Annotated in this window: 5 protein-coding genes and 1 pseudogene; 4 read left to right on the top strand and 2 right to left on the bottom strand. The window is 64.2% G+C overall.

Going from position 1 to position 4,179, the window contains the following annotated elements:
- The 3 genes and pseudogenes from GOOTI_RS26010 to GOOTI_RS26005 form a co-directional block, all read left to right on the top strand.
- Positions 1 to 304: pseudogene (locus GOOTI_RS26010) on the top strand (hypothetical protein); the annotation flags it as partial.
- Positions 301 to 582: a hypothetical protein gene (locus tag GOOTI_RS04700; RefSeq protein WP_007237430.1), complete on the top strand. Its 282-nt coding sequence runs from the start codon at positions 301 to 303 to the stop codon at positions 580 to 582. The pseudogene GOOTI_RS26010 and the gene GOOTI_RS04700, both read left to right, overlap by 4 nt.
- A gap of 322 nt (positions 583 to 904) precedes the next feature.
- A complete protein-coding gene (locus GOOTI_RS26005) occupies positions 905 to 1,072 on the top strand; it encodes a hypothetical protein (protein WP_007237428.1) in 168 nt (55 codons plus the stop codon).
- A 34-nt stretch (positions 1,073 to 1,106) separates the two neighbouring features.
- On the opposite strand, the gene GOOTI_RS04690 is transcribed toward GOOTI_RS26005, so the two are convergent.
- Both GOOTI_RS04690 and GOOTI_RS04685 read right to left on the bottom strand, forming a co-directional pair.
- Positions 1,107 to 2,294, bottom strand: coding sequence for a hypothetical protein (locus GOOTI_RS04690; RefSeq protein ID WP_007237427.1), 1,188 nt, complete (start codon positions 2,292 to 2,294; stop codon positions 1,107 to 1,109).
- Positions 2,291 to 2,884 (bottom strand): recombinase family protein, encoded by a 594-nt coding sequence (locus tag GOOTI_RS04685; RefSeq protein ID WP_233425425.1) that lies wholly within the window; start codon positions 2,882 to 2,884, stop codon positions 2,291 to 2,293. Before GOOTI_RS04685 ends, GOOTI_RS04690 begins: the two co-directional genes overlap by 4 nt.
- Positions 2,885 to 3,258: 374 nt before the next feature.
- Between GOOTI_RS04685 and GOOTI_RS04680 the strand changes: the two genes are divergently transcribed.
- On the top strand, positions 3,259 to 3,963 hold the full coding sequence (locus GOOTI_RS04680) for a hypothetical protein (RefSeq protein WP_007237425.1): 705 nt from the start codon (positions 3,259 to 3,261) through the stop codon (positions 3,961 to 3,963).
- The last annotated feature ends 216 nt before the right edge of the window (positions 3,964 to 4,179 follow it).

Below are 4,179 nucleotides of genomic sequence, written 5' to 3'. Positions count from 1 at the left end.
CATCGACCGTCTCAACGAGCAGCAGCAAGCACAGGAACGTGGCGCACGCCAGCAGCCGAAGGAGCAGGACGGCGGCGATCAGGCCCCGCTGCCGCAGACGTATACACCTCCGGCACCGGCTCCCACGCCTGCGGTGGCGTCGATTCCGCAGGTCACGGCCGCTGCACCCGAACCGGTACGGGCAGTCGTCACTCAGGCGCAGACTGTGGCAAACCAGGCACAGGCGGGCGTCGATCAGGCCCGTGCGGCACTCGCCCACACCCCCCACCGCTGCATCACGCCGGAAGGTGGTCACCGCCGATGACCCACTACACGCACCCGTACGATGACGACGACTTCACCGAACCCTGCTTCTACTGCGGAACGCGTAGTGCACTCGAACCGTACTTCGGTGAGGACCGCGAGATTGACAACGCCATCCGCACCCTCCACACGATGTGGGTCGGTTCGACTCGCGCATATGAGCGGGCCATCGCTCTTACCCTCGCCCGCATCATCACGATGGTGAGCACCGCGCACCTGTCGCGGCGGCGGCTGAACCCCATATGGTGGCGGCGGAATCGGGGTTCAGCGCGCGGCTAGCCGGTATGGGAGACGCCCGTCGTTGTGTTGGGGGTTGCGGGCCGGGGCCTCACGCACAAAGACTCGTGGGTTACCGAGCAGGAGGTGCCTGCCCGGCCTATCCGACATTTGTGGGAGGCCCCGGTGTTTACAGGGCGTACGAGCGTAGGACTCGATGTGCACGCACGATCGATGCCGAGAACGCGCACGGCTTTCCGCCCGAGGGGACGATCCGCCTATGAAGCCGAGTGACACGGGGGCGGCGGACTTCGATGTCTCGCTCAACGACCTTCTGGAGCTCGTCGATCACATCTGAAACTTCGACACGCAGGTTCTCGATGCCGTGCGGTCCATCGATCACGCGGTCACCGCGCTCCACGTCGACTTCTCGGGGTTGACCGCGGAGTCGCATGCGGAGGCCGTGGCGAAGTGGCACATGGCCGTCGACGGAATGCAGCAGGGGTCGGCGGCATTCGACGGGAATGGTGATGTAGGTGTTGCGCGTCGATAGTGAGGGTGCTGCTTGGGGAGGCGGAGAGGCCGCCTCATGCCGCCTGTGCCACGGCTTGCTCGTCCAACCAGCACAGCAGGCCACAGGCGAGCAGTATCCCCTGCACCGCATTGCGCCGGTTGAACTGCTTCCGCGAGACAGTGTGTGCGCTGGCGTGCCGACTGAACACGGTCGGGATCGGGTCGTCTTTGTCGGTATTGAACTGTTGATACGCCTGCCATATCGGTGCGAACGCTATAAACATGCGGAAATTGAGCTCGTCGTACGCCGCAGTGGTTCGCGTGCCCTTCCGGTCGGGCATGAAGCTGTGACGCTTGTCGACGTGCCTCCGAAGAATGGAGTCCACGACAGTCGCGGCGAGCGCCTGCGCCGCGGCGTTGTTGCCGACGTCAAGGGCGTCGAGGGACGCGATCACGGATAGGCCGAAGTTGCGCAGGTCGCCCTCTGCAATGCTCTCCGCGAAATCGCGGCAGTCGGCTGAAATCTGCTTCCACCGGCGACCGAGGATGTCGCGTCGCTTCGCTGCACCATCCGTATGGAGCAACGCCTCGGCAACCGACGTGCGTGGGACGCCGTACAGGGCGATCCCGTCGACCATGACGACCTCCTCTACCAGCTCGAACGTCAGGCCGCCGATGCCGTGGAGATTCGACGGATAGAACCCCCGCCGGATTCGCGCCATGTCGTCGGCGACGTCTCGCAGCCATGTCAGGTGTTGCTTGGTGTAGGCGTCGAGCACCTTGGATGAGATGCCCTGCCCGAAGTCTGCGGCCTCGAACAATTGCGAGGTGATGGCCGTCAGATTCGGCTGGGCCAACGCATAGCTCTTAAATATGTCGCTGTCGAGGCCAGTGTTGACATACTGCTGGAACCACTTCGGGTCCGAGGCGAGCATCGAACTCGTGAGTCCAGCCTGGCTCGGTCCGACGGTGACCTTCTTCGCGAGGTCCGTGAAGACGTCGGCTACGCGTAGCTGTGTCGGCGTGAACGATCTGAAGATGTCATTGAGCCCGCGGTGCTGCCAACCCGTGTCGATCGTGCGCATGGGTCGCGTGATGTCGAAGAGGCGCTGCTGAACGCCCTTCGCCATGTCGACGATCCAGTTGGTGTCAACATGGCCGAAGGCTGCAGTGGTCACGTCGTCGATCGAGTTCTGGGAACCGTCATCGCGGTCGCGTTGGCGCTCGTTGTTCTTTGGATCATCCTCGTCGTGCTCGGTCACGAGGCTGCTCCAGCCCGTTCGGTGGCCGCGCTCTCCGCGACGACCCGGTGAACCGTGCCTACCGAGACCCCGACGCCGGCGGCGATCGCACGGATCGACTCGTCGCGTTCGCGGCGGGAGAGGATTGCCGCGCGCTTGTCGTCGTCGACGACGCTGGGCCGTCCGCCGACCTTGCCGCGCTGGCGTGCGGCCTCCAGGCCGTTGCGGGTCTTGCGGCTGATGTCGCGACGACGGTCCTCGGCCAGAGCGAGGGCCAGGTCGAGCACCAGGCTGCGCTCGGTGTGCTCGCCGGCGGCGACGCCCTCGAGAACCTTGACGCCGATCCCGCGCTCGAACAGGTCGGTGAGCACGACGAGCCCTTCGAGCAAATTGCGGCCGAGGCGGTCGACCTCCTGCACGGTGAGCAGGTCGTCGGGGCGCAGGTAGTCCAGCGCGGCTTTGAGGCCTGGCCGGTCGTCGACGCCGAGCTTGCCCGAGACCTTCTCGTTGAACACCTTGACGCAGATGGGATCGAGCGCGTCGTGCTGGCGACGGGTCTCCTGTTTGTCGGTGCTCACCCGCACCAGTCCCACCAGCGACACGGCGGCCACCTCCGTTCAGCAAACGTGTTCGTAATCCTGTCTCCAGACTACCAGTTACTGAACGGGTTGTTGAACATTTCGGCCTGGGTGTGCGACTCCGGCGGCAGCGGTGTTCGCGGTGTTCGACCAATGACCGTTTTATGAACGTCACGCTGGGGTCTGAGGGTTGGCGCGAAAGTGTCCAAGCGGGCGAAAGACGACCTCTATGTGACGCGGTTCGGGCCAGTTCCCGGCTGTCCACCGGGGTGTACCCCAACCGATCGAACACACGTTTGAGGGTTGGGACATATCCGTACGCAGCTAGGGGCATTTGACATTCCGGCGAATAGGGATACAGTTACCTACTGAATCATTAATCAAATGAACCAGAAGGAGCATGATTCATGTTGACTGTAATTCCAGGAAGCGTGCTGGCCTCGGCAATGGGAATGTCGGCGCCCACCCTCGTCTCTCACGTCGAGCGCGGAACGGCGACTCCACCCGATGCCGTCATACAGCGCTCGAACTCTGTGGAGTACGCCTGGGCCGCCGACACCGCGCCCGCGCTGACGGCCTTGGGCTTCTCCGCGCTGATCCCGGCGTCCGACCTTGCGAGGGCGGACCTGACCACGCGATCGGAGTACATTTGCCCGGCCCGCTCGACCGGGCACGTCGGACACTTCGACGACGTGGGCAACATTGGCTTCGTCAGCAACGACCTGATCGCCTTCCACCGGACCGAGAGCATTCTCCGTATTAGCTATCTGGACCCGGTGCGGCGACGTGACGGGATGGAGGACGGGTGGGTGACCGGGGCGGCGGCGACGGCAGCGATCAATGATTCCTCGTTGGACGACCACGCCAAGGCCGTGTTGGAGGACGCGGTGAGGACGCGAACGGACTACCACCGCCGGGGCGGCGACGGACATGGCGAGTTGGTCGTGAACCCTCTTGATCTCGCTGTGTATCGCGTGGACCCCGAGCCGGTGATCACCGACGTCACCACCGACCAGATCATCCGGCGGTTCCGATTCACCACCGACGCGATCACAGCCGCCACAACCAGCGTCACGTTGACGTCGCTGGATGGTTTGGCCGAGGCGGCGTAGCGGCGATCTCCCTCCATTCGGGTGAAGGCACCCTCCACAAGGCAGGTGGAGGGTGCCTTCGTCATAGAAACATGATCGAGCCCACGGCCAACTACTCCGAACCCGGGGCGGTGCTCAACGTGATCTGCGGCTCGGTGTAACCCGCAGCGTTCGGTAAAGGTACGTCCACGGGGCGACGCCGCCGGACAGGTCTTGTGGACACCAGTCGGTCCAGGC

Origin of the sequence: Gordonia otitidis NBRC 100426, from assembly GCF_000248075.1 — a bacterium.
Taxonomy (GTDB): Bacteria; Actinomycetota; Actinomycetes; order Mycobacteriales; family Mycobacteriaceae; genus Gordonia; species Gordonia otitidis.
Note: the sequence above shows the minus strand (reverse complement) of the source record. Positions and strands in the feature narration are given on the sequence as shown.